This is a genomic window from Streptomyces sp. NBC_01197, from assembly GCF_036010505.1.
Classification (GTDB): Bacteria; Actinomycetota; Actinomycetes; order Streptomycetales; family Streptomycetaceae; genus Streptomyces.
This window is the reverse complement of the sequence record NZ_CP108569.1, coordinates 1,564,337-1,587,462: the sequence shown is the minus strand read 5'-3', so window position 1 is coordinate 1,587,462 and position 23,126 is coordinate 1,564,337. Positions and strand designations below refer to the sequence as shown.

Annotated in this window: 17 protein-coding genes and 3 pseudogenes; 12 read left to right on the top strand and 8 right to left on the bottom strand. The window is 69.3% G+C overall.

Translation table 11 applies throughout. The features are described 5' to 3' along the window. Nucleotides 1-623: 623 nt before the first annotated feature. The 3 genes from OG452_RS07110 to OG452_RS07100 all read right to left on the bottom strand — a co-directional run bounded on the left by OG452_RS07110 (nucleotide 624) and on the right by OG452_RS07100 (nucleotide 3,988). Nucleotides 624-1,820 carry a type II toxin-antitoxin system HipA family toxin gene (locus tag OG452_RS07110; RefSeq protein WP_327294773.1) on the bottom strand — a complete coding sequence of 399 codons (1,197 nt, stop codon included), beginning with the start codon at nucleotides 1,818-1,820 and terminating at the stop codon, nucleotides 624-626. Next, nucleotides 1,810-3,486, bottom strand: coding sequence for a DUF262 domain-containing protein (locus OG452_RS07105; protein WP_327294772.1), 1,677 nt, complete (start codon nucleotides 3,484-3,486; stop codon nucleotides 1,810-1,812). The genes OG452_RS07110 and OG452_RS07105 overlap by 11 nt, the downstream gene beginning before the upstream one ends. A 67-nt stretch (nucleotides 3,487-3,553) precedes the next feature. Continuing rightward, nucleotides 3,554-3,988: a hypothetical protein gene (locus OG452_RS07100; protein WP_327294771.1), complete on the bottom strand. Its 435-nt coding sequence runs from the start codon at nucleotides 3,986-3,988 to the stop codon at nucleotides 3,554-3,556. A gap of 125 nt (nucleotides 3,989-4,113) precedes the next feature. Here OG452_RS07100 and OG452_RS07095 point away from each other — a divergent pair, with 125 nt between their 5' ends. The 8 genes and pseudogenes from OG452_RS07095 to OG452_RS07055 form a co-directional block, all read left to right on the top strand. Beyond that, on the top strand, nucleotides 4,114-4,272 hold the full coding sequence (locus OG452_RS07095) for a hypothetical protein (protein ID WP_327294770.1): 159 nt from the start codon (nucleotides 4,114-4,116) through the stop codon (nucleotides 4,270-4,272). A gap of 447 nt (nucleotides 4,273-4,719) precedes the next feature. Then, nucleotides 4,720-6,348 (top strand): TIGR02677 family protein, encoded by a 1,629-nt coding sequence (locus tag OG452_RS07090; protein ID WP_327294769.1) that lies wholly within the window; start codon nucleotides 4,720-4,722, stop codon nucleotides 6,346-6,348. Then, a pseudogene (locus OG452_RS35375) lies at nucleotides 6,345-7,576 on the top strand (TIGR02678 family protein). Before OG452_RS07090 ends, OG452_RS35375 begins: the two are co-directional and overlap by 4 nt. Next, nucleotides 7,573-11,688: a TIGR02680 family protein gene (locus OG452_RS07075; protein WP_327294768.1), complete on the top strand. Its 4,116-nt coding sequence runs from the start codon at nucleotides 7,573-7,575 to the stop codon at nucleotides 11,686-11,688. The pseudogene OG452_RS35375 and the gene OG452_RS07075 overlap by 4 nt, the downstream one beginning before the upstream one ends. Next, nucleotides 11,679-12,938 (top strand): TIGR02679 family protein, encoded by a 1,260-nt coding sequence (locus tag OG452_RS07070; protein WP_327294767.1) that lies wholly within the window; start codon nucleotides 11,679-11,681, stop codon nucleotides 12,936-12,938. The genes OG452_RS07075 and OG452_RS07070 overlap by 10 nt, the downstream gene beginning before the upstream one ends. Before the next feature lie 768 nt (nucleotides 12,939-13,706). Continuing rightward, nucleotides 13,707-13,901 (top strand): hypothetical protein, encoded by a 195-nt coding sequence (locus OG452_RS07065; RefSeq protein WP_327294766.1) that lies wholly within the window; start codon nucleotides 13,707-13,709, stop codon nucleotides 13,899-13,901. Further along, nucleotides 13,898-14,305, top strand: a complete 408-nt coding sequence (locus OG452_RS07060) for a type II toxin-antitoxin system death-on-curing family toxin (protein WP_327294765.1) — start codon at nucleotides 13,898-13,900, stop codon at nucleotides 14,303-14,305. The genes OG452_RS07065 and OG452_RS07060 overlap by 4 nt, the downstream gene beginning before the upstream one ends. Before the next feature lie 762 nt (nucleotides 14,306-15,067). Next, nucleotides 15,068-15,296, top strand: a pseudogene (locus OG452_RS07055) (sodium:solute symporter); the annotation flags it as partial. A 53-nt stretch (nucleotides 15,297-15,349) separates the two neighbouring features. Here the strand turns inward: OG452_RS07055 and OG452_RS07050 are convergent. Continuing rightward, on the bottom strand, nucleotides 15,350-15,973 hold the full coding sequence (locus tag OG452_RS07050) for a TetR/AcrR family transcriptional regulator (protein ID WP_327294764.1): 624 nt from the start codon (nucleotides 15,971-15,973) through the stop codon (nucleotides 15,350-15,352). Nucleotides 15,974-16,386: 413 nt separating this feature from the next. Between OG452_RS07050 and OG452_RS07045 the strand changes: the two genes are divergently transcribed. Then, entirely contained in the window at nucleotides 16,387-17,043 is a 657-nt protein-coding gene (locus tag OG452_RS07045; RefSeq protein WP_327294763.1) for a peroxiredoxin-like family protein, read from the top strand. Between the two features lie 80 nt (nucleotides 17,044-17,123). Beyond that, nucleotides 17,124-18,416 carry an IS256 family transposase gene (locus OG452_RS07040; RefSeq protein WP_327294762.1) on the top strand — a complete coding sequence of 431 codons (1,293 nt, stop codon included), beginning with the start codon at nucleotides 17,124-17,126 and terminating at the stop codon, nucleotides 18,414-18,416. Nucleotides 18,417-18,619: 203 nt separating this feature from the next. Here OG452_RS07040 and OG452_RS07035 read toward each other — a convergent pair whose 3' ends face one another. From OG452_RS07035 to OG452_RS07025, 4 genes are all read right to left on the bottom strand, one after another. After that, nucleotides 18,620-19,132 (bottom strand): SRPBCC family protein, encoded by a 513-nt coding sequence (locus OG452_RS07035; RefSeq protein ID WP_327294761.1) that lies wholly within the window; start codon nucleotides 19,130-19,132, stop codon nucleotides 18,620-18,622. Between the two features lie 352 nt (nucleotides 19,133-19,484). Further along, complete coding sequence (locus tag OG452_RS35370) at nucleotides 19,485-19,715, bottom strand: SRPBCC family protein (RefSeq protein ID WP_405563747.1); 231 nt, start codon at nucleotides 19,713-19,715, stop codon at nucleotides 19,485-19,487. 110 nt (nucleotides 19,716-19,825) lie between these two features. Next, a complete protein-coding gene (locus tag OG452_RS07030) occupies nucleotides 19,826-20,368 on the bottom strand; it encodes an NADPH-dependent F420 reductase (RefSeq protein WP_327294760.1) in 543 nt (180 codons plus the stop codon). Between the two features lie 57 nt (nucleotides 20,369-20,425). Then, complete coding sequence (locus OG452_RS07025) at nucleotides 20,426-21,433, bottom strand: NAD-dependent epimerase/dehydratase family protein (RefSeq protein ID WP_327294759.1); 1,008 nt, start codon at nucleotides 21,431-21,433, stop codon at nucleotides 20,426-20,428. Between the two features lie 58 nt (nucleotides 21,434-21,491). On the opposite strand from OG452_RS07025, the gene OG452_RS07020 reads away from it, so the two are divergent. Then, nucleotides 21,492-22,415 (top strand): LysR family transcriptional regulator, encoded by a 924-nt coding sequence (locus OG452_RS07020; protein ID WP_327294758.1) that lies wholly within the window; start codon nucleotides 21,492-21,494, stop codon nucleotides 22,413-22,415. Nucleotides 22,416-22,803: 388 nt separating this feature from the next. Beyond that, nucleotides 22,804-23,118: pseudogene (locus OG452_RS35365) on the top strand (AMP-binding protein); the annotation flags it as partial. Between the last annotated feature and the right edge of the window lie 8 nt (nucleotides 23,119-23,126).

The following is a 23,126-nucleotide window of genomic DNA, read 5'->3' as shown; positions in this document are numbered from 1 at the left end:
TACCTGTCGCGGTGAACAGGCGCTGCTGCTCGACCGACACGCCCGAATCCGGCGGGCCCTGGTAGGTGGCGGGGCCGGCAGGGAGGAGGCGCCGCCGCGCAGAGCCCGCGACAGAGGTATCGGCGACTCTGGTTCCGAATGCCGATCACGAATAGTCAGGAGGGATGGACTGTTGGCCATGACGCTCGTTTGACGCTCGGGCGCCCGCACGCGGGACAATGAGCCGAGAAACGAGCTCTGACCTGGTCTCTTCCGAGGCTCGCTCAGGCCGACAACTTTCCGATGACCCACCACGTAGAGTGCGTGGCGATTCTGGAGCCGGTCGCGAAGGCCGCCTGACCTGCGGTTTCGTCGAGTGTGCATGGTATGCGTTACGGGCGAGATCTTGACGCGTTTCCGAGGCACGTGACGCACGTGACGCACGTCCTGATGGGCGTCAGACTGCTGTTTGGGCCAGTGACGGTGCGGCGGGTATGGATCGTCGGAGTCACGTCTCTGCCGTCTCTTGGTGAGATGGCCGGCTTGGGTGCTGCCGCGGAATCGGTGAGGTGGGGCTCGGTTCATGCGGGTATCGGTCGCGTTACGCCTGGGGCCGCCCCGGAGCTGGGGCGGCCGTGAGCTGTTCAGGGGTGCAGTAGTGGGAGCGTCCGCAACCGGTCGTTGATGGTCGCGGTGACGAAGTCCGGTACGGGGGAGTCCCGTTGGACGCCGGGCCAGGAGCTGGCCATGGCGTCTGCGGTCTCCGCGACCGTGTCCAGGATCTGCTCCTCGGGCAGGCCGAGGGCTGGGGCCAAGCCGAGGAAGTTGCGTCGGGTGACGGCCTCGGACCTGACCGTGCCGCCTAGTGGGAAGGCGAGCTTGGGGTCGATCTTCGGATACGCCGTGACGCACACGAGGTCGTACGCCGGCGACAGCCGGGCCTGCCTCCCGTCGGGGTAGCGCAGCGTCCAGTTCTTCAAGTGCGCGTCCGCATTGCCCATGACCACGACCGCCACGAGCCGCCGCACGTACTCGATCGCGTCCTCGGGCGGGCAGACCGCCCTGACTACCCGGCCGATGCCCTCGTACGTCGCCTTGTCGTACTTTGCATCAATAGCGACCTCGCGGACCTGGGCGAAATCCTCCTGGTGCACTCGGCCTTCGCCATTCGTACGGTCGAACCGACGGACAGCAAGGGCCTGTTCACCGGGATCGGTCGACCCCTCGGGCAGATTCTGCATCTGTGCGCCGACGACGAGCCGGGACTCAGGCACGTCGATCCCCGACCGGCCCGCCCACTGGAGCATCGCGTGCTCGTTGGCCGGCACGCCGGAGAAGCGCTGGTCGGCGAGCTTCACGATCCAGTCGCCGCCGATGCCGGTTGCGGGCAGCACCAGGGCCTTCCCCTCGTACCGCATGGAGAACTTCGGCTGCACTCCGGCCAGCGAGAACCGGAGCGCGTGATCGTGTGCACAGTCGTCCGTGCTCTCATAGTCGGGCAGGCCGTGCAGCGGTACGTCGGGTACAACACGAACTGCCCCCGGAAGGTCGGCTCCGAGATGGCTGAGCAGGACGAAGTCGTGAATTCTCTGCTTGCCCAGTTCACGTGCGATTTGCTGCCGGAGCCCGCTCCCGGTCTCCGGCAGCAGGTTCGCGAACCATTCGGGGACACTGCCGCTCGCCGTCCGGCGCTTGCGCGGGTCGCGCTCGAAGCCCTGGCCGAGGACGGGGTGATCGGCGCTCAGGTCCTGGTACCTGAACCAGGTGTTGCCGTCGTGATAGCCGAGTACGCCGATCCGGCGCTCACGCAGGAAGACGGACGCGGTGACGTCACGCTGCATTGTTGCCTCCGGAGAGGTCGTCCGGGGAGAAGAAGTCGTCCAGTTCGAAGGTCGTTTCGTCGAACCACGATTCCGGGTCCGGGCCGTCGGAGAAGCCCCACAGGGCCATGCTCTGGACGTGGTTGGCGATGACCTTGCGGACGCTGTCCGCGCGCATGAGGAGGGACCCGGTCCCGTCCGAGTCGTAGGACACTCGCTCGTTCTCGTCGAAGCAGTGCGAGCGGAGAGCCTCCGGTCCCCCGCTCGCCAACAAGGACAGAACATTTACCTGCTTGTCCACCGGCGGGTGGACGATTCGGTTCGCCACACCCTTCTCCCAGCCGCTCAGGATTGGTGCCAGCGGTGAGGCCTTGCCTGCGAGCAGGCTGGCCAGTAGCCGGGGCTGGTCAATGCGTGTGCCCGGCGTATGCCGGTTGCCGTCCTCGTCTCGGTAGTCGGTGAGCAGCACTGGGCGAAGAGACAGTAGCCCCAGCACGTTGAGCTTGGCCTGGGCGCGGTTGAGTGCCGTCTGTGAAAGGTCGGGGGTCCACTGTTCGCCACCTGGCGGCAGCATTTCCAGCAACCGCTGTGCACTCACGATCGGGTCGCTCTTGATCGCCGTCGCATTGCGCCGCAGCGCCACCGTGTTGCCCTGTGGCGCCGCCCCCATTGCTGACCCGCGCCAGATCCAGCGCCGCAGCAGTTCGGCCCCCCGCCCCTCGGGTCGCCCGAAGAGCGCTGCGTACCGCGCGAGTACCGGTACGAAGAGCGCGTACGGCAGCAATCGCAGGTGCGGAATTCCGGCGTCCTCGCGGAGAAAGTCGACAACCAGGCGCAGTGCCTTCTCTGTCATGGCGAAGGCGTGCTGCCTGTCCGCGTCGTCGTCGAACTCGTGCCGGAAGTCCCGGTCCACCTTGCCGCCGCGCACAGCCATTACGCTCTGCATCAATATCTGAGTGGTAAAGTCCCCGAAGTCCAGCCCCGAGACCCGCTCGCGCAGCGCGTCAAGGCCGGACGGCTGTACGTCGAGGGGGCCGGCGTGCAGCGCCTGGAAGATCTCCGCCCGATTGAGCCGCTTGCCGAATGTGTTCATCCGGTCGAAGATTTCGCGAAGCGCCTGCTCGTCGTCGCCCTCGATCTCGTACATGGGGATCTCGTACGTCCGGATGGCCGTGGTGACCTCGTCGCAGAGGCTGTAGTCCTCCGGCGTCAGCCAGCTCCGCTCGCGCTGCCAGGCGATCAGCCGACGGTTGTCACCGGCGACCCAGACGGGCAGCCAGTGGTCGCGCGGCTTCTGCGAGTGCGGCGTCGACAGGAACTTCTTGTCCCACAGATCGTAGAAGATCCGGAACCGCCGGTCCACGGTCTCCTCGGACGCGGTCAGCGCGCCGATGAGTGTGGTGAGGCGCTGCTGGCCGTCGACGACCGACAGCGCATCCGACACCGCGGGCGCGGGGAAGTGCAATTCGCCGAGGTCGATTTCGGCGGCGGGCGCGGGTTTGCGCCACATCAGAAGGTTTCCGATGGGGTAGCCACGCAGGATGCTGTCGAAGAGCTTCTCGGCGTCCGTGTACTCCCAACGGTAAGAACGCTGGAAACGCGGAATTCGGATGCGCCCGCTCCTGGCCCAGTCCACGAGCTGGGGTGGTGCGACGCGGCTTACCTTCGGCTGGGTTACTCCCGCCATGATCCACCTCCTGGGACGCACATATCGTAGGTGGGTTTGCGGCGGGAACCGGGGCCGGTCTGCGAGTTCATCGCAGGTCCTTCAGGAAGATACCGGCCTCGGTGGCGAATACCTTCCATCCGTTCTGCTGGTTGCCCGCCAGGGCGGTCGCTGCGCTGGACGGCGTGTAGTGGACGGTGCCGTCGTCGAGCCGGAGGCCGCCGCCCTCGACGACGATCACCTGGTGCATACGGCCGAGGTTGCGCCGATGCCAGACGAGCCGCTGGCCGACATGCAGACGGCCGTCCTCGATGAGCGGGGCTAGCGTCTGCGACGGGTCGCGGGGGGAGTGCTTCTGCTTGAGAGGGGAGGGGAAGGCCGTGCGTCCCTCTGCGGGAGCGGGGGTGAGACCGAGCAGCCTCCGGAGAGTGCTGTTTGGTGTGTCTACGAAGGGCTCAGCCAGGGACTGGAGCTTGGCGAACACTTCAGTGTCGACGTGGAGGGTGTGGGTTGGTTCGCTCATCGAGCCCATCTCACTCGGAAAACTGGGGAAGCTCAGTAAACTCTCTTCTGCCTTTCGCCATGTGTCAAGGGCGTCCATTTGGCGGCTACGGCCGGCGTCTCCGGTGAGTTCCTCGTGGCCGACGCATGGGGACTGGCGCTGCTGCGCGCACATCCAGCGCGGGCGGGCCGTACTCACCGCAGTCGGCGTCGTTCGCGTACGGCATCAACCAGATCACCGGTGCGATCGAGTACGTGGATCTCCAAGTGGTGGAGGAGGGAGTCCTGGGCGGGAGGCCTCCGTAGCGCGTGCCGGCACTTCCGCCCCGCAAGCCGCCCCCGACGCAACGCTGTTCGCCGGGTACACCGCGGGGCAACTGGCCGAACTGGGCTCGCCGAGGCAGACCTGGCCCATGCCGCCGTGGCCGATCCGTCCCAGCAGCGTGAAGCCGCCCAGCTCGGCCGGATCGTCCGGGCTCAGCGGCGTTGCGGTCACTCTGGTCCGCACCTCGAAGGTCTGCCGAAGGCCGGGCGATGGCCGCGTGCGTACGGCCAAAGGTATCGGCGGTACCCGACACCAGGTCCGGTTCGGGGCAGGCCGCCCATGCCTGGCCGGATGCAGCCCGCGGGCGATCGGGCAACGCTCCTTCTCCGGCTCCGGTCCTGCCCTTCCGAGCCGATCGGAACGGGGTGAATCGGCCGGGTACTTCGGTTTCTTTCCGCGGTTGCCGCGCTTCAGGGACAATTGCGGCGATGAACCTCACCGCCCCCAGTGCTTCCACCGGCCCGCTTCCCGAGCCGGCGGGCTTCGGCCCCTTTGCTCACCTCACCGTGCCGAACACCCCGCTCTACCGCCACGTGATGCGGGCGTTCCTGACGGCCAAGGAACGGTTCGCGGTCCACCTGCGCCCCGAGGACGTGCACACCGCACTGCCGGCGGACGTCCGTCCCGTCGAGCTGGACGCCGTCGCCGGCGCGCTCGACAAGCTCGTCGGCTGGGGCAATCTGCGGGCGGATCCCGACACCGCCCGTGTGACCGCGGTCGAAGACTTCTACCGGAAGCGGTTCATCTACCAGCTCACGCGGGAGGGGGAGGCGGCCGAGGAGGCGTTGTCCGCCTATGACGAGGCGCTCGGGCGGCGCGGCGCCCTCCAGGCCGTGGCCCTGCACGACATCGTCACCCAGCTTCGCGCCCTTCTCGTCCTGGCGGCCGAGGAGGAGCCGGATCCGGCCAAAACGCATCTGGCGCTCGACGCGCTGGCCAGCCGATTCGCCGCGCTCGCCGACAACGCCCGGGCCTTCATGGGATCGCTCCAGCAGACCATCGACCTGCACGATGTCGAGGAGGCGGTCTTCCTCGCGTACAAAGACCGGCTCATCCAGTACCTGGAGCGGTTCATCCAGGATCTGATCACGCTGGGCGGGCGGATCGCGCGCCTGATCCAGGAGTTGGAAGTGGACGGGAAGGTGGAGCCCCTGCTCCGCGCAGCCGCCGGGCGGGAGGCCGCCGACGCCTCGCCGGAGGAGGCCGCGAACGCGGAGCGGGAGATGTACGAGCGTTGGGCCGCCCGCTGGTCAGGGCTCGGCGCGTGGTTCATCAGCCGGGACGGGCGCGAGTCGCAGGCCAGACTTCTACGGGGCCGGGCACTCGGCGCGATTCCCCAGCTCCTCGCCGTCGTACGAGCGCTGAACGAGCGCCGGGCCGGGCGCTCCGACCGGTCGGCGGACTTCCGTACGCTGGCGCGCTGGTTTGCCGAGGCACCCGACGACGACGCCCGGCACCGGCTGTGGCGGGCCGCCTTCGGCCTCTATCCGGCCCGGCACCTCACCATCGACGCCGACACCCTCGCCGCCCGGGCGGCGAGGCCCGTCCCGGCCGCCACCCCGTGGGCCGAGGCCGAGCCGTTGCGCATCAGCCCACAGCTGCGCCGCACCGGCAGCTACGAGCGGCGCGGCAAGCCCCGCAAGGTCGAGAACAGGGAGGAGCGGCGGCGCCTGCTCGCCGAGACCGCCGCCAAGCAGGCCGCCGAAACGGCCGCCGCCCGCGCCCGGCTCGTCACCCATGGCGTCACGCGGCTGTCCGGTCTCGGCGAGCTCGACCCGGCCTCCTTCGGGCTGTTCCTCCAGCTGCTCGGGGACGCCCTGGCCACCTGGCGGCCCGGCATGCGGCACACCGCGGCCACCAGCAACGACGGCTCCATGGAGATCAGACTCACCGCACTCGCCGACGGCACGACCGCCGAGGTCCACACCCCCGGTGGGGTCTTCAGCGGCCCGGACCACCTCATCGAGATCGTCGACCTGACGGACGGAGACGGTCTGACGGACGGAGACGGTCTGACGGACGGAGACGGTCTGACGGACGGAGCAACCGGACGATGACCACACCACTTGCCGAGGTACTGGACGGCCAGCACGCCGCCGAGCTGCGCAAGGCGGCACGTGCCCTGCTCAAGCAGCCGCTTCTGCTTGCGCGCGGCCGGTACGCCGACGAGTTCCGCCTCGCTCGGCGGCACGCATCGGAGCTACGTGAGTGGTTCGACCGCAACACCGGCTGGGCGCTCCAGGCGGACACCGAAGCCGCCCGGCTGCGCAAGAGTCCCGGTGTCCTCACCGACCCCACCCACCCCGCGCGGGACACGACCCGCGGTGCTGCCCCCTTCACCCGCCGCCGCTACGTCCTGCTCTGTCTCGCGCTCGCCGCCCTCGAACGCGGCGAGGCCCAGATCGCCCTCGGGCGCCTCGCCGACCAGATCGTCCTCGACGCCGCCGATCCCCGACTCGCCGCGACGGGGATCGAGTTCGCCCTGGAGCGCCGCGACGAGCGCCTCGATCTCGCCGCCGTCGTACGGCTGCTGCTGGACCTCGGCGCGCTGAGACGGGTCGCGGGCGAGGAAGAGGCTTACGTCAGCGGGGCGGGCGACGTCCTGTACGACTCGAACGCCGCGTCCTCGCCGGGCTCCTGGCCTCCCGCCGCGGCCCCTCCACCGTCCAGGCCGAAGCCTTTGACGACCGGCTCGCCGAACTCGTCGCCGAAACCGCCCTGGACAGCGACGAGCTGCGCTTCCGCGCGATGCGCCGCTCACTCACCCGCAGGCTCCTCGACGACCCGGTGCTCTACTACGACGACCTGAGCGACGCCGAACTCGGCTACCTCACCCGGCAGCGCGGCTTCCTCACCGCCCGGATCACCGAGCTGACCGGACTGGTCGCCGAGGTGCGGGCCGAGGGGATCGCCATGGTCGACCCCGAAGACCACCTCACCGACCTCCGCATGCCCGAACAGGGCACCTACGGCCACGTCACCCTGCTGCTCGCCGAGCACCTGGCCGCCGCCGGCGGCCCGGTCGATCTCGACGAGCTTGCCCTTCGAGTCCGCGAACTCGCCTGCCAGCACGGCGGATTCTGGTCGAAGTCAGCCCGGGAGCCGGGCATGGAGACCGAGCTCGTCCAACAGGCCGTCGCCCGGCTCGCCGCGCTCGGCCTGGTCTCCCGTACTCCGTACGCGGTCGTGGTGCGACCCGCCCTCGCCCGGTACGCGGTCGGCGAGACCGTCATCCGCGAACCCGGCTCCGCCCCCGTGCCTCCGCAGCGAAAGGCCACCTCGTGACCCGCCTCCCCACCCCGCGGCGTTCCCGCTGGCAACCCCTGCGCATCGGGCTCGTCGACCTGTTCCACTACGACGTGGAGGAGTTCCGCTTCCGGGACGGGCGCCTGTTGCTGCGCGGCAACAACGGCACCGGTAAGTCCAAGGTGCTGGCTCTGACCCTGCCGTTCCTGCTCGACGGCGACCTCAGTCCGCGTCGTGTCGAACCCGACGGCGACCCGGGCAAGCGGATGGAGTGGAACTTGCTCCTCGGTGGCGAGCACCCGCATTCCGAACGGCTCGGCTACACCTGGATCGAGTTCGGCAGGCTCGACGACGCGACCGGCGAGCGGCACTTCCGTACGCTGCTGTGCGGGCTCAAGGCCGTCAGCGGGCGGGGTATCGCCCGACACTGGTACGCCGTCACCCGCCAGCGCGTCGACCACGGCTCCACCGAACGCATGGAGGAGACCCTCCGGCTCGTCGACGCCACCGGCACGGCCCTGTCCAGGGACCGCTTCGCCGAGGCCGTCGCCGGGCACGGCATGGTGTACGACCAGGCCAAGGCGTACCGCAGGGCCGTCGACGAAGCGCTCTTCGGCCTCGGAGAGCAGCGGTACGCCGCCCTGGTCGACCTGCTCATCCAGCTGCGCCAGCCCCAGCTCTCCAAGCGGCCCAACGAAGCGGCCCTCTCCCGCGCCCTCACCGAGGCGCTGCCGCCCGTGGACCAGGCCGTCATCGCCGACGTGGCCGAGGCGTTCCGCTCCCTGGACGAGGAGAAGGACGAGCTGGCCGCCGCGTCCGCCGCCGAGCGGGCCGCCGCCGCCTTCCTGGGGCACTACCGGCGGTACGCCCGGATCGCCACCCGGCGCCGCGCCCGGCTCCCGCGCGCCGAGCACTCCCGCTACGAGCGCGTGCAGCGAGATCTGGCCGGAGACCAGGAGCGCCGGACCCGCGCCGAGGAGAAGCGAGCGGCGGCCGAAGAGGAGATCAGCTTCCTGGCCGAGACGGGGGAACGTCTGAGGGCCCAGGAGACAGCGCTGCGCGAGGCGCCCGAGATGCGCGACGCCCGAGAGCTGGAGCACGCTGCCCAGGCCGTGACGCGAACCGTGCAGGCGGCGGACCGGGCGCGGGAGGACCGGCAGCAGGCGGACGCCCTCCACACCAAGGCGCTCGGGCGGCTCGGCACCGCCGACAACCGGCTGCGTGCAGCGCGGGGCCGCGTCGCAGAGACCTGCGCCCACGTGCGGGAGCAGGCAGCCGCCGGACACGTCGCTCTACCGGCGGACGACCTGCTGCCCGAGCCCGAATCGCGGCGGGCCGTCGAGGAAGCCACGGACCGCGCCCAGCGGGCGCTCGACCACATCGAGGGCCGCCTCGAAGCGTCCGAGCGGGCTGCCGCCGCGCACCGTCGGGCGTCGGGCCGTCTCGACGAGGCGGAGACCGACCTCGCGCTGGCCGCCGAGACGCACGGCGAGGCGGAGGAGAACGCGGCGCGGGCGGGCCGGGCCCTCCTGGACGACGTACGCGATCGCGCCCGCGCCTGGAAGGAACTGGCCTACTCCGACGCGACGGGCCTCCTGGACGAGCTCCAGGAGTGGACCCGCCACCTCGACGGCCCCTACCCGGCGCGGGTCCGTGCCACCTCGGCGCACACCGCCCGCTCGATGGACCTGGCCGACCAGGCGGCCGAAGCCGCCCGCGAGACCGCGGATCTGGCAGAGCGCACCGCCGAGGCCCGTCGCGAGCTCGCCGCACTGGAAGCCGGCACCGGACGCGAACCCCGGCCCCCGGCGACGCGCACCCCCGGCCTGCGCGAGACGCTGCCGGGCGCGCCGCTCTGGCGCCTGGTCGACTTCCGTGCCGAACTACCTGAAGCCGACCGTGCCGGGCTCGAAGCGGCGCTCGAAGCCTCCGGCCTCCTCGATGCCTGGGTGCTGCCCGACGGATCCGCCCTCGCCGTGGCCGGACACGATGTCCTCCTCGCCCCGTCGAACGGACCGGTGAGCGGCCCCTCGCTGGCAGACGTGCTGTGCCCGGCCGCGGACCACGGCGATGGACGAGCCGCTGTCCTGGACGAGACGACGGTGACCCGACTGCTCGCCGGCATCGGCCTCGACGGCTGGGGAGGAGCCGCGACATGGGCGGCACCCGACGGGCGCTTTCGGGTCGGTGCGCTCACCGGTACGTGGGCCAAGCCCGCCGCCACATATATCGGTGAGGGCGCGCGCGAAGCCGCGCGCCGGGCTCGCGTCGCGGCGCTCGGCGTCGAACTCGCCTCCCTGCGCGAGGAGTCGGAGAATCACGCGGCTCGGTCCGCGGTGATCGCGGCACGTCGGCGCACGCTCGACGCCGAGCTCGCCGACGTCCCCGACGAGTCGTCGCTCACCAGGGCACACGCGATCGTCAGCGCCGCCGCCGAGACCGTACGCAAGACCCGTGCCCGGTATGAAGGGCGTGCCACCGAGGTCATCGAGGCGGCTGAGCTCGCCGAGCGGGCCGCCGCCGAGCTCACCGAGGCCGCCGCTGATCTGGGGCTGCCCGCCGACCGGGCCGGACTCACCGCCGTGCGTCACGCTCTCGGCTCCCTCGCCACCGCACTGGCGGCCCTATGGCCCGCGCTGCGTGAACAAGGGGAGGCCGCACGGCAGATGGACGACGAGCGTGCCGAGGCGACCGACGCGGAGCGGCGGGTCGTCGGCCTCGCCCAGCGCGCAGAGGAGGCGGCGCGCGAGGCGGCGGCGGCCGACGAGCGGCACCGGACTCTGCGCTCCACCGTCGGGGCCGCCGTCGCCGAACTCCAACGGCGCCTCGCCGAGACCGACGAGGCCCAGCGGAACTGTGAGACCGACCGGAAGAATGCCCGGCAGCGTCACGCCCAGGCGGACCGGGAGGCGAGCCGGGCCGAGGGGCGGATCGAGCAGCTGGAGAAGGACCTCGCCGAAGCCGTCGACGCACGTGCGGAGGCCATCGCCGCGCTCCAGCGCTTCACGACCACCGGCCTGGTCGCGGTCGCGCTGCCCGAGGTCACCGTCCCCGCCTCGGACGACGGCCACTGGGCCGCGACCCCGGCCATCGCGTTCGCTCGCGCCATCGACTCCGGCCTGTCGTCCGTCGACGACACGGATGCCGCCTGGGAACGCGTTCAGCGCCGGTTCAGCGAGGAACTCAAGACCCTGCAGGACACCCTGTCCCGGCACGGGCACAGCGCGTCCGCTCGCATGGTCGACGACGGCATGGTCGTCGACATCGTCTACCAGGGCCGTGAGCGTGCCGTACCCGAACTCGCCGAAGCGCTCTCCACGGAGGTGGGCGAGCTCACCCGCATCCTGTCCGCGCACGAACGCGAGATCCTCGAAACCCACTTGATCACCGAGGTCGCCGGCACCCTCCAGGAACTCATCGGTGCCGCCGAACGACAGGTGCGGGACATGAACACCGAACTGGAGGACCGTCCCACCTCCACCGGCATGAGACTCCGGCTGGTGTGGCGGGCCTCGCGCAAGGCCCCGTCCGGACTGGCCCAAGCCCGCGAGCGGCTGCGCCAGTCCGCGGACGCCTGGACTTCGGAGGACCGCGCGGCGGTGGGCGAGTTCCTCCAGGCCCAGATCGCACGCCAGCAGTCCGACGACGGCTCGGGCAGCTGGCTCGAGCACCTCACCGCCGCGCTCGACTACCGCTCCTGGCACGAATTCGGCGTCGAACGCCACCAGCACGGGCGCTGGGTCCCGGCCACCGGCCCCGCCTCCGGCGGCGAACGCGTCCTCGCCGTGTCCGTACCGCTGTTCGCCGCGGCCTCCTCGCACTACGCCAGCGCGGGCAGCCCGCACGCGCCCCGCCTGGTCACCCTGGACGAGGCGTTCGCCGGCGTGGACGACGATTCCCGCGCCAAGTGCCTCGGCCTCCTGAGCGCCTTTGACCTCGATGTGGTCATGACCAGCGAACGGGAGTGGGCCTGCTACCCGCAGGTGCCCGGCATCGCCATCGCCCAACTGTCCCGGATCGACGAGGTGGCGGCGGTCCTCGTCACCCGCTGGGAATGGGACGGCACGCGACGGCAGCGCCGCGAGGACCCCGTACGGTACGCGCTACAGGACGCACCCGGCGTAGAGGAGCCCGAGCCGCTGTGGAGCTGACCCATGAGCCTGAGCCCGGCACCGAAGCAGTCGACAGCCCGCGGCTCGCCAGGCTGCTCGGCACACCGGACCTCTCCTGGCTCGTCGAACGAGCGCGCCGACGGCTGGTGGCCGGGCAGCCCCTGACCGGCTCCGTGTCCTTGGCCGATCCCACTTCGGCCCAGCGAGCGGCGGCCGAACGACTTCTCGCCCGGGCCCCCGGCGGCGGCAAGTCTCTGACCGTACGGTTGGAAGCGGTCGACGCCGTACTGCGCCGTTCGGGCGCAAGCCCGAATGGCCTCGCCGCGGCAGTCGCAGCGCTCACAGGGCCTGTCAGGTCGATTGTCCAAGCCCGCCAAGAGGAGGAGGACGCCTGGAAGCGGGCGCACACGCCCCTCGACGAGCTTGTCGCAAGGGTTCCCGCGCTTGCGGAGTGGGCGGCCCGGATACGCGCCGACGGCCTGGCGCGGCGCATGGGGCGCACTCCAGACGTCACGTTCGGTCTCCTCGCCGGGGTGGGTACCGCCCTGCGCGAACTCCCCGCTGTCCCGGTCGTCTCGCTGCCTGCCTTCGCCGCCCGGGTCCTCGGCTGGGCTCATGCCCTTGATGACGGCACACCGCTGGCCACCCTCACCCTGTCCGGGGCTCGAGCGCTGACCGGTTTCCACGACGGCCGGGGTGCCGAATGGCGACGGGAGGCCTGGGCATCGGTGGGACTGTTGCGAGACGAGCTGTCCTCGACCGTCCTGACCCTGAACCTGCGCGGCACCCCAGCCCTGGACCGCCTGGCCGAAGACGGCGAACCCTGTGTGCTCACCCTTCGCCAGCTCACCCGCAAGCCTCCGGCCGTCGCCGCTCCCACGGTGCGCATCTGCGAGAACCCGACGGTCCTTGCGGCGGCGGCCGACACGCTCGGTCCCGCCTGCCCGCCCCTGGTCTGCCTCCAGGGCCAGCCTTCCGCCGCCGCCCTCACACTGCTCCGTGGGCTGCACGACCACGGAGCGACCCTGTACTACCACGGGGACTTCGACTGGGGCGGGCTCCGAATCGCCGGCATCCTTCGCCGCCGCGTCCCGTGGCGGCCCTGGCGCTACACGGCCGCGGACTACCGTGCCGCCGTGCTCCGCAGCGCCTCACCCCCGCTGTCACCGCTCGTCAGCACCCCGACGGAGACCCCTTGGGAGCCCGGACTCGCTGCGGCCGTCGCCGAATTCGGTGTTCGTGTCGAGGAGGAGCGGGAGCTGGAGCTGCTGTTGTCCGATCTCGCCTGAGGATCGTGACGCGGCCAGGCTGGGCGAGGGGCCTGGGCACGGGCTCTACGCGCAGTCGGAGAGCATGCACTTCAGTGCGGCGGCATCGACATGGGGGTGGATCACCTCGGAGCACGGCTGCCGAGGTGAAGGCCAGAGCTGGCGTCGCAAGCGGCGGTGAGCGACTGGTGGACCCTACGGTCGCGTTGCGTCGTCTTGGCAGGCCTTCGCCGTCCAGCGGCGAAGGCGCGTTGCTTGCGCGGCCACCGATTTCGAAAGAGGCCACGCTGGTCAGCTCGCCGCGCTTGGTGTCGGCCTCCGGCCTATAGAGGGGCTGAATGCGTGCGTCGAAAGGTCGCGCGTGGCACCCATAGCGCACGTCATGGAAGTTGATCTTGAGTCCGTTTTGTCTTCCATGCGCCGCTGACCTGCGGGTTTGTGGCCCGGGGTGGATTGCTCGACCGGTTTCCCTCCATGCAGTGGGCCAAGCGGACGGATCGACCCCGAAAGCCTTTTGAACTGCGAATTCATGAGGGAGGCGCTTTAGACGCCCGGTCCGAGGTCTCGTCTCGTCGAGTGGCTGGTATCACCTCGCACCTAAGGGCTGTCCCGCAATTCCTGGTGGATCAGCGCGCGGCGTCAGATGCGGTGCACCGCAAGGCGGAGGGGCGTCCGCATACTGGATGTATGTGGACGTTCCGACAACGCGGCGAGGTGCCGTAGCTGTCGTCGCGCGCCCGCCGGGAATTGCGGGACAGCCCTTAGATACCAGCCCGGTATCATGGCTGTATGGCGATGACACTCCGACTCCCCGACGACCTTGACGCGAAGCTCACCGAGCGTGCCAGTCGTGAGCGCCGCAGCAAGCAGGAACTCGCTATCGAAGCCATCCGCGAGGCCCAGAATCGGGCCGAGCTGAAGGTCGATGACGTCTTGGCCGAGCTCATGGACAGCGATGCGGAGATCCTGGACTACCTGAAGTGAAGGAGGTGCGTCACATCCAGATTGACGAGATCCTGACCGTTGCTCTCAAGGTCAACGGCACGGAGCACAGCGTGCGTGACATGGGGCTTCTGATATCAGCGATCGAACGGCCCCGGACCAATGTGTTCGGGGCCGAGCTCTATCCCACGCTGCACGAGAAGGCGGCCGCGTTGCTGCACTCCGTTGCCCGCAATCACGCGTTGATCGACGGCAACAAGCGCACCGCCTGGCTCGCCATGCGTGTTTATCTGCGACTCAACGGCGTCAGCGCCGGTATCGCTCCGCCACCGGTCTCCATCGCCGGCCCGTTCGTCGAGGAAGTCGCGCAGGACAGCATCGATGTACCGGTCATTGCCAAGCGCCTGTCGGCCTGGTTCCCCGTTTCCCGACGTTCGACGTCGTGAGGTACGGGACGGAATAAGGTTCCATGAGCGGTGCTGGCTCCTGGTAGTCCGCCGGTCGGACTGATCTCGTTCTTGTGGGACCCGTTCGTCCAGGGGGCTGTTCCGTATGCTTTCGCGAGACGGTCGGCGGGTCCGATTTGCGCGAAAATGGCGTCCCGAGAGCGCCTTTCGGTTTGGGGCGGCAGGCAAGATCCACGTCGGCTACGGCGGTCTCTTCCCGGCCCTGGAAGCTGAGTCCTCGCCTTCATCCTGAGTATTTTTGCCTGAGGCCCGGGTGCGTCCGGACTACGCAGTGGAGACATCGGGGCGCATCACCGGCTTCCTGGAACTGAAGGCGTCTGGGCACGACGTCACGCCCCGACGGCTTCACGAAGCGGGACCGGGAGCAGTGGGAGCTGATGCGCCGGCTGCCCAACGTTCTGTACGGCAATGGCCACACCTGGTGTCTGTACCGAGGCGGTTCGCGGCCTCTCCGCACGGTTCGGCTCGAAGGTGATCTGTACCGGTCCGGCAGTCGGTTGCGTACCAGCGAAGCCGAAGGAGTAGCGTTTCGGGATCTGCTGCGGGAATTTCTCGGGTGGCAGCCTCAACCCATCACCGCTGTCGGCCAGTTGGTATCGTCTATCGCTCCGCTGTGCCAGTACCTGCGAGAGGAGGTGCTGGAGCAGCTCGCCCTCGAACGCAGAACGCGGTCCGCGCAGATGCCGGCGGGCTCCCAAGCCTTTCACCGCCTTGGCGCACCACTGGAGCAAGGTGCCCTAGCACTTCGGCGGCTCCGCGATGGAGATCCCGGGCATCGGGGAGATCGGATACATCGGTCTGACGGCGTTCGCGAGGAACGTGGTCGTGACCGTGGTGCTGACCTACGTGCAGGGCCGTGAGGGTCCCGGAAGGCTTGGACGGGACGTACCCGGATGGCTACACAGCCGACGCCGGCGACACGGGCGTCCGGGGACACCTGCCCAAGGCTGTGGCCGGAGCCGCCCACTGACATACACGCGAGCCGGGGATATGAGATTGCTCGTACTCTCCGGCTCGCTCTTCTCATCGCGCTACGCGGCCCCGGGGCTGCGCCGCCACCCGCGTACCTAGCGAGTCGAGTGCGGCCGTGACGCTCCCCTTCAGGGAGCGGGCGCTCGCCCCTGCGCGCGAGCGCAGGTTCACGCCGTAGGCGACCAGAGCCAGCACGTCGGCCGCGGCGGCGGGGTCGGCGCCCTGTGCCAGCTGCCCGCACGCCTGCGCCGTTGCCAGGGCGGCGTAGAGCGCGTCTCGTAGACCCTGATGATGCCGGTCCAGCACCCGGGCTACATCGGCGTCACCGTTGTCGGCGCCCGCGTGCGCGTTGGAGACCATGCATCCCCACCGCGCGTATTCGCCCGAGCAGCGCGCCGCGATCAGGCCGGAGAAGAACTCCTCAACGGCAGGCAATCCGCGCTCATCCTGTGCCAGGCGCTGGAACATCGGCTGCGAGCGCTGTTCGAGATAGCGGTTCAGCGCGGCTACGTACAGTTCCTGCTTCCCACCGAAGGTGGAGTACAGGCTGGAGCGGTTGAGACCGGTCGCCGCCACGACATCCTGGATCCCGGTCGAGGCGACACCCTGCCGCCAGAACAGGCGCACCACGGTCTCCAGCGCGGCGTCCGGGTCGAAGTGCTTGACGTCGGGCATCGGCCACCTCACCAACTTGAAATAGAGATTCCAAGATAACTCCGCCCGGCCCCCGGGTGCAGCCCACGGATGATCCAGCCGTCCAGGTTCATCCACGATCCGATACAGGGCCGCACGTCGTTCCCAACCTGAACGCACGAACCGAATACCCGCACTGTGGACAACTGCATACGCCTCGCAAGTCTCCCCGGTGCGCCGCCTTCTGGCCCGCCGGGCGATCCGGGCCGGAGCGTTCACCCGCGCACTGGCCCTGGCGGACCACCGCCCGTTCACCGTGCTCTGAATCCGAGGCGCGCAACGCGATTGGCAGGAGGCCCTGCATGCCCTTATCCTGAAACGGTCATTCCAAGTTGCGGTCTAGGTCCGTCCTGGACCCGGGCCGCGCGTCCCACCGAACCCGGGAGGCCGGCCCGATGTCGCTCAACTCGCTCAACTCCGAACTGCGCACCTTCTACAAAGCCCGCCAGCAGCAGATTCCCGCCGCAGTCCGGGAGATCATGCAGCGAGCCGGGGAGGAGCTCGCCATGTCCGGTCAGACCGACCGCGCCCTGACCGCCGGCGCGAAGGCCCCTGACTTCACGCTGCCCACGGCCACCGGCGATACCGTCACCCTGAGCGAACTGACAGTCCAGGGGCCGGTCGTGCTGACCTTCTACCGCGGGGCCTGGTGCCCGTACTGCAACATCGCACTGCGCTCACTCCAGCAGCACCACGCCGCCATCACCGAGCGCGGCGCCCGACTGGTCGCCGTCTCCCCGCAGATCCCCGACGAATCACTCTCGCTCACCGAGAAGCACGCCCTCGATTTCGCCGTGCTCAGCGATATCGGCGCCTTCGTCGCCAGGTCCTACGGCCTCGCATTCGACTTGCCCGACGATCTGGCCGCCGTCTACGAGAAACTCGGCTTCGACCTCGAACGCGTCAACGGCGGCCACCCCCGCACCCTGCCGCTGCCCGCCACGTACGTCATCGACCAGAACGGCACCATCCGCTGGGCATTCGTACAGAGCGACTACACCGCGCGGGCGGAACCGGCAGATATCCTCGCCGCGCTCGACGCTCTGGCCTGAAAGCGCAGGCCCGAGCCCAGCCGCGGGAGGGCGGGACTGTAAAACGTTCGGTGTAACTCCCGATCATGGAAGATGCATCGATGACCAGCGACAACGTGACCGAGGCCGATCCTGCCGAGCCGTCTGAGGCGGTTCCGTCGAAGCCTGTGGACGACCGGTTGATTGACGAGCTGGTGGGCCGGGCTCAGGCCGAGGGCCTTCAGCTGACCGGCGAGGGCGGGCTGCTCCAGCAGCTGACCAAGCGGCTCCTGGAGTCGGCTCTCGAGGGCGAGATCACCGACCACCTCGGCTATGACAAACACGATCCCGCCGGGAAGAACGGTGGCAACTCCCGCAACGGCACCCGATCCAAGACCGTGCTGACGGATGTCGGCCCGGTGGAGATAACTGTGCCCCGCGACCGTGAGGGTTCCTTCGAGCCGAAGATCGTCAAGAAGCGGCAGAAGCGTCTGTCCGGCGTGGACGAGATAGTCATCTCGCTCGCGGCGAAGGGCCTGACCACCGGCGAGGTCCAGGCCCACCTTGCCGAGGTCTACGGCGCCGACGTGTCCCGTCAGACGATCTCCACGATCACCGACAAGGTTCTCGAGGGCATGGCCGAATGGCAGAACCGGCCGCTCGACGCCGTCTACCCGGTGGTCTTCATCGACGCCATCCACGTGAAGATCCGCGACGGCGCGGTCGCCAACCGGCCCATCTACGTGGCCTTGGCGGTCACGACCGAGGGTCGGCGCGACATTCTCGGGCTGTGGGCCGGCGACGGCGGCGAGGGCGCCAAGCACTGGATGCACATCCTCACCGAGATCAAGAACCGCGGCGTGAACGACGTCCTTATGCTCGTCTGCGACGGACTCAAGGGCCTGCCCGACGCGGTCGAGACCGTCTGGCCGCAGACGGTCGTGCAGACCTGTGTGGTCCACCTGCTGCGGAACTCCTTCCGCTATGCCGCCCGCCAGGACTGGGACAAGATCGCGAAACTCCTCAAGCCCGTCTACACCGCGTCGACCGAAGACGCCGCACTCGAGCGGTTCGCGGAGTTCGCCGACGCGTGGGGCAAGAAGTATCCGGCGATCGTGCGGCTCTGGGAGAACGCGTGGGAGGAGTTCACTCCCCTCCTCCGCTTCGACACCGAAATCCGCCGCATCGTCTGCACGACGAACGCGATCGAGTCCGTGAACGCGCGGATCCCACGGGCGGTGAAAGCCCGCGGCCACTTCCCCAACGAGCAGGCCGCACTGAAATGCGTCTACATGGCAATCATGTCGCTCGACCCGACCGGCAAGGGCCAAGCCCGCTGGACCATGCGCTGGAAGACAGCCTTGAACGCCTTCGACATCACCTTCGACGGCCGACTCTCCGCAGCCCGCCAGTAACCCTCAACAACCCGAGTTACACCGCTCGTTTGACAGACCCGGGAGGGCGAGGATCACATTACCCGTGGTCCGACCAGGTAACCGAGTTGGACGTCGAGCGCGACAGCCCAGTGAGCCTGGTGCTCTGACCGGAAGCGATCACCCGCCACGCCGGTACTGATGGACCGTGTGGCGGGGGCCGTCGGTCGGCCTGTGCCGGGTTTCTACCTCGCCGGGCGCGGGAGTTGTGCTGCCTGCGCCTCGGCGGCTTCGGCCAGGCGCTCGACCCATTCCTGGTGGTAGCGGTAGAGGGCTCCGGGGTTTTTGCGCCCGAGTTCCTCAAGGAAGAACGGGCCCTGCTGCGTCTCCTCGGTCAGGACGTGGCAGCCCTCGTCCGTGGGCGTGATGACCCAGCCGTGGTAGGCGCTGGAAGCGGTGGTGTCACCGTCGACGACCGTCTCCCACGAGAGCCGGCGGTGCGGCTCGAACTCGGTCACGTTCAGGCTCATGGGAAATCCGACCGTCACCCGGCTGAACTTGGTCCCCAAGGCCAGCTCTGTCTCCGGGGTGAGGATCTTGACCTGGTCTTCGGGCGGGAAGTGACTGGACCAGTTCTCGGCATCGGCGAGCAGCCTCCACACCGTCTCGGGCGGTGCTTTGACGTTGATGTCGTTGAGTGCGTAGACAGCTGAGATTTTTGGGTCGTACTGGGTGGGCCAGGTCACCTTCGCGTACATCGTCAGTCTCTCTCATGGCTTGGTTGGTGCGGGAGCGGTCGGGGGACGCTGTGAGGCGGCCCGTAGGCGCGGCCCGGGTCTCGTTGGCGGCTGGCGTGCGCGGGTTCGCGAAGAAGGCGTCTGCCCTCAGGGGGCGGGGCGCGCTGCGGCCTGTGCGGCGAGGTTGGCGAGCAGCTCTTCGTGAGTGCGCCAGAAGGCGTCAGGGGCCTTCTTGGCGAGGTCGATCCAGAACGTTCCCTGCATCGTCTCTTCCGTCCAGATGTGGCATCCCTGGTCGGTGGGGGTGAGGATCCAAGCGTGATAGGCGGTGGACGCCGGCGCGGCTTGAGGATGGCCGCCCCAGGCGAGGCGGTCATACGGCTCGAATCCCCGTACGGTCGCTGTAACGTCCTGACCGGCCAGGTTGGTTTCGAACGAGGTGCCCGGTCGCAGGACACGGTGGCCGTCGAGCAGTTGTACGCGGGTGACCGGGGTGGAAACGCGGCCAGTTGGGCGGGTCGGTGAGCAGGGACCAGACGGTCTGCGGGGATGCCGGGACGTCGATTTCGTTGGTGAAATGAATCGGGGGTCGGCTGGGAGCCATCGACTCAGGCCACCTGACTGCTTCGAACACAGGCGCTCCAGAAGTAGGTGCGCTCCTCTCGGTGCGGAACGTCGGCCGGGGAGGAGCCCGCCGCTGCGGGGCGGTCGGGTTCAGAGTTCGCCGGGGGCGGCGGAGCGGTAGAAGACGCCTCCGGTCGGCTGGACGCCCATGAGCAGCCACACCGCGTTCTCGAAGTCGCGGGCCCGTGTGAGGTCCCCGACGCGCACCGGGTCGAAGCCGGCGTCACGGATCAGCTGCTCGGTGATGGCGGCGGCCCCGTCGTCCGCCACGTACCAGTTGCTCGGCCGCGCGCGCTGTTCGCGCACCGCGTCATACAGCGAGGCGAAGTTCATGTTGAAGCTCTTGGCGACCGGGCCGTGCGTGAAGGACTTCACTTCCTCGGCGTACGAGGGGAAGTCGCCGTGGCGCTCGGGGAGGATGTTCGTCGCGTCGATGGCGGTCTTTCCCTCCAGGCCCGTCACCTTGCTCAGGGCGTGTGAGATCTTGTCTCCGGGGACGGCGACCAGGACGACGTCCGCCTGCGAGGCGTCGCCGCCCTCACGCCCGAGCAGGTCGGCCTGGTGCCCGGCGGCCTTCCACAGACCGGCCAGTCCGGCGCCGACGGCTCCGCGTCCTATAGTCACGATCTTCATGTCATGCTCCTTGTGGTGCCAGGGATGAACTGGATGCGGCGCCTCGGCGGGTGCCGCTCATGCGCCGTTGCCGGCGAGGGACTTCGCTACGGCGTCGAGTCCGTCGGTGTGTGAGACCAGTGGCCGGTAGCCGAGCTGTGCGGTGGCCTTGTCGGCGCGCAGGGTGCACGGCTGGCCGAGGAACCACCGGGCGGGCACAGGGACTTCGCGCGCTGCGGTCTGCGCGTCCATCTCCGGGACCGGCACGCCGACGCCGTAGGCGTCGAAGAGGGGCCGGAGGAACTCACGCAGCACGACGCGGTGCTGGTCGGTCACGAAGTAGGCGTTGGCGGGCCGGCCGTGCTGCCAGCCGCGCATCAGGCCCTCGACGGCGTTGTCGACGTAAGTGACATCGGTGATGTGCCGCCCGCCGTCGATCCAGGCGAACTGGCCTGCCCGGGCTGCTGCCACCAGGCTTTCGATGAGGATGCTGCCGGGGCCCCAGACGAAGCGGGGGCGGATGGCGAGAGTGTCGAAGCCGGGCCCGCTCGCGTCCAGGACGATCTTCTCCGCGGCGGCCTTTGCCGCGCAGTAGGCGGCTTCGGAGTCCGGGCGCAGGGGCTCCGACTCGTCCACCTCGATCAGCGGGTCGCCGGCCAGGAGCGCGGCTTCACTTCCGCAGTGGATGAACCGGGAGACGTTCGCCTGCCGTGCGGCCTCGACGACGGCCCTGGTGCCGCGGACGGTGACCGCGTCGTGTCGTTCGCGCTCAGCGGTGATATCGGTCTCCGCGGCGAGGTGGAAGATTACCTCGCTGCCGGCCAGCCCCTCGCGCCAGCCATCCGGTTCGGTGAGGTCACCGCGCACCGGCACAGCCCCGAGCGCGTCAACCGCGGCTGCGGAATTCTCGCTGCGGACCAGGGCGCGCACTGTGTGCCCCTCGCTGGTGAGGCGTCGCACCAGCACTTGGCCGATGAAGCCCGAGCCGCCCGTCACGAACACTTGCGCCATCACGTTCTCCTTCGTCATCTGCGCGGTCTCCGCCACATGGAGTGGAAGAGCGTTGTCCGGTACAGCACGCGCCATCCCGCAACCCTTCCCTCAACTCCATTCATAGTTATGAGGTCTGCGATAAATTTTATGAATGCCTTCTCTACGTGCGCTGGAATGTCTCGTAGCTGTCGCGGACTCGGGTTCGATCACGCAGGCCGCGCTGGTGTTGCACTCCTCGCAGCCCGCCGTCTCCCATCAGATCGCGGCGCTGGAACGCGAAGCCCGCACCCCCCTGGTCCGGCGCGAACACCGGGGTGTCAGGCTCACGCCGGCGGGGCGTGCCGCCGTCACGGATGCCCGGCGGGCCCTCGACGCGGCAGCCGCGGCGGTGCGGTCGGCGCGCGCGACAGGCGAGATGGCCGGCGGTGTGGTGCGCCTGGGCTGCGCGCAGAGCCTGAGCGTCGCGCTGCTCGCCCCGGTCATCCACAGCTGGCACCGCGTCCACCCCCGGGTCTCGATCACGGTGCAGGAGTTCGCCGTGGAGCAGGAGGCGCTCCACCTCATCGCCTCTGATGCGGTGGACGTCGCCGTGCTGCCGACGCCGCCGGCGGGCCCCTTCACCGTTATCCCGTTGGCCGAGGAGGAGATCGTGCTGGCAGCGGAAGCCGGCCATCCGCTGGCCGAGCAGCCGACTCTGCGTGTGGAGGACCTCGACGGTGCTTCGGTGGTGCACTTCGCGCCCGACAACGGTTGGGGGATCTGGCTGGACCAGCAGTTCGCCCGGGCCGGCATCCGGGTCGAGACGGTGATGCGGACATCGGTGACGTCGGCGGCCCCCCAGCTGGCCGCGGCCGGGCTCGGGGTGGCCGTGTGTCCGGTGAGCGCGGTCAGTGACGGCTTTCCCGGCGCAGTGCGGTCGTTCACTCCCCGCTGGGTGCGCCAGCTGGCGGCAGTGACCCCCGCTGAGCCCGATGTTCTGGCCGCCCGATTCATCGAAGACCTCCGCCATCGCGGCGTGCGCATGCCACGCGGCATGGCCGAAACTGCAGAGCAGGACAGCGCGCAGCACTGGTAGAGGTGCCTCTCCCGCCTCACGTGCTGGAGACGCACGCCCTCGATTTCGCCGTGCTCAGCGATATCGGCGCCGCCGTCGCCCGCACTCATGGACCAACCCGCACCCGGAGACCGAGACCGTTGACGACCAGCGTGGTCCGGCGGTGACCTGTGTCATGCGCAGGTGTGTACGTAGGTCCAATGTCATCGAGGAACTGGTGTGTTTGGATCTTGCCTGGACCTAGGGGTCCCGCCAGGGGAGCCGCGCCAGGCAGTCGGAGTGGCCCGGTACTTGGTCCCCGATCATGCCGGCGACGCGGCATTGAGTACGTGCGGTGGACGGATGCGACGGCATGTCACCCGTCCATCCACAGGGCCCGTGACGAGGTCTCTCGGACAGAAGTAGCTCAATGGTTGACATCCAGCAGCCGGTTCAGCGCACCGGATCGTCTGCACGCTGCCTGCACGACATGTTCGCCGCATATGCGGCGGCCACTCCGGCGGCTCCCGCGATCACGCAGGCGGGGCGGACCCTGTCGTATGCCGAACTGCAAGCCCGGGTACTGCGGTTGGCGGGACACCTGCGTGGCCGGGGTGCCGGCCCCGATACTGTCGTCGGCCTCCATGTCGAACGCTCCGTCGACATGATCGTCGGCATGCTGGGCATCCTGGAGGCCGGCGGCGCGTACCTCCCGTTGCGCACGGACGACCCCGCCCAGCGGGTGGCGGCAGT

Excerpts from the sequence above, each read along its gene's own strand:
- OG452_RS07025 (WP_327294759.1), bottom strand. The coding sequence starts at position 21,433 with ATGGCGCGTGCTGTACCGGACAACGCTCTTCCACTCCATGTGGCGGAG.
- OG452_RS07030 (WP_327294760.1), bottom strand. The coding sequence starts at position 20,368 with ATGAAGATCGTGACTATAGGACGCGGAGCCGTCGGCGCCGGACTGGCC.
- OG452_RS07050 (WP_327294764.1), bottom strand. The coding sequence starts at position 15,973 with ATGCCCGACGTCAAGCACTTCGACCCGGACGCCGCGCTGGAGACCGTG.
- OG452_RS07090 (WP_327294769.1), top strand. The coding sequence starts at position 4,720 with ATGAACCTCACCGCCCCCAGTGCTTCCACCGGCCCGCTTCCCGAGCCG.
- OG452_RS07105 (WP_327294772.1), bottom strand. The coding sequence starts at position 3,486 with ATGGCGGGAGTAACCCAGCCGAAGGTAAGCCGCGTCGCACCACCCCAG.
- OG452_RS07020 (WP_327294758.1), top strand. The coding sequence starts at position 21,492 with ATGCCTTCTCTACGTGCGCTGGAATGTCTCGTAGCTGTCGCGGACTCG.
- OG452_RS07095 (WP_327294770.1), top strand. The coding sequence starts at position 4,114 with ATGGGGACTGGCGCTGCTGCGCGCACATCCAGCGCGGGCGGGCCGTAC.
- OG452_RS07035 (WP_327294761.1), bottom strand. The coding sequence starts at position 19,132 with ATGTACGCGAAGGTGACCTGGCCCACCCAGTACGACCCAAAAATCTCA.
- OG452_RS35370 (WP_405563747.1), bottom strand. The coding sequence starts at position 19,715 with ATGGCTCCCAGCCGACCCCCGATTCATTTCACCAACGAAATCGACGTC.
- OG452_RS07045 (WP_327294763.1), top strand. The coding sequence starts at position 16,387 with ATGTCGCTCAACTCGCTCAACTCCGAACTGCGCACCTTCTACAAAGCC.
- OG452_RS07100 (WP_327294771.1), bottom strand. The coding sequence starts at position 3,988 with ATGAGCGAACCAACCCACACCCTCCACGTCGACACTGAAGTGTTCGCC.
- OG452_RS07065 (WP_327294766.1), top strand. The coding sequence starts at position 13,707 with ATGGCGATGACACTCCGACTCCCCGACGACCTTGACGCGAAGCTCACC.
- OG452_RS07040 (WP_327294762.1), top strand. The coding sequence starts at position 17,124 with ATGACCAGCGACAACGTGACCGAGGCCGATCCTGCCGAGCCGTCTGAG.
- OG452_RS07110 (WP_327294773.1), bottom strand. The coding sequence starts at position 1,820 with ATGCAGCGTGACGTCACCGCGTCCGTCTTCCTGCGTGAGCGCCGGATC.